This window comes from Paraburkholderia sp. CNPSo 3272 (genome assembly GCF_024206495.1).
In the GTDB taxonomy this organism is placed as follows: Bacteria; Pseudomonadota; Gammaproteobacteria; order Burkholderiales; family Burkholderiaceae; genus Paraburkholderia.
On sequence record NZ_JAMBPQ010000119.1, the window covers coordinates 1 to 568 of the forward strand.

General features: G+C 61.4%; 1 protein-coding gene. It reads left to right on the top strand.

The genetic code is table 11. From position 1 onward, the window contains the following. The coding region (locus M3I53_RS38085) for an IS66 family transposase (protein ID WP_254320824.1) at positions 1–568 on the top strand (568 nt) is incomplete at both ends.

A 568-nucleotide genomic window follows, 5' to 3' on the forward strand; every position in this document is an offset into this window, starting at 1 on the left:
ACGGCGGCTACAAGGCGTCATTCCAGCAAGGCGTCACCGAGATCGGATGCGCGGCTCATGCACGCCGAAAGTTCTTCGAGTTGCACGCCAACCACAGCAGTCAGGTTGCGGGGCACGCCCTGCCGTTCTTCTCAGCGCTCTACGACATCGAGCGTGACGCAGCAGAACTGAATGTGGATGAGCGATACCGCCTTCGCCAGTCACGGGCCAAACCGGTTTGCGACGCCTTGCACGAATGGCTGACCAAGCAGCGCAAGCTCGTATCCGACGGCTCCGGCATTGCGAACGCTTTGGATTACAGCCTGAAGCGCTGGGGAGCGCTTACGCGCTATCTCGACGACGGGAGTGTGCCCATCGACAACAACTGGGTTGAAAACCAGATACGTCCATGGGCCATCGGTCGGGCCAATTGGTTGTTCGCAGGTTCACTGCGAGCGGGGCAGCGTGGCGCTGCGATCATGAGCCTGATCCGCTCGGCACAACTCAACGGGCACGACCCGCACGCGTATCTCAAGGACATCCTCACGCGTCTGCCCACGCACAGGGCCAGCGACATCGCCGCGTTGTT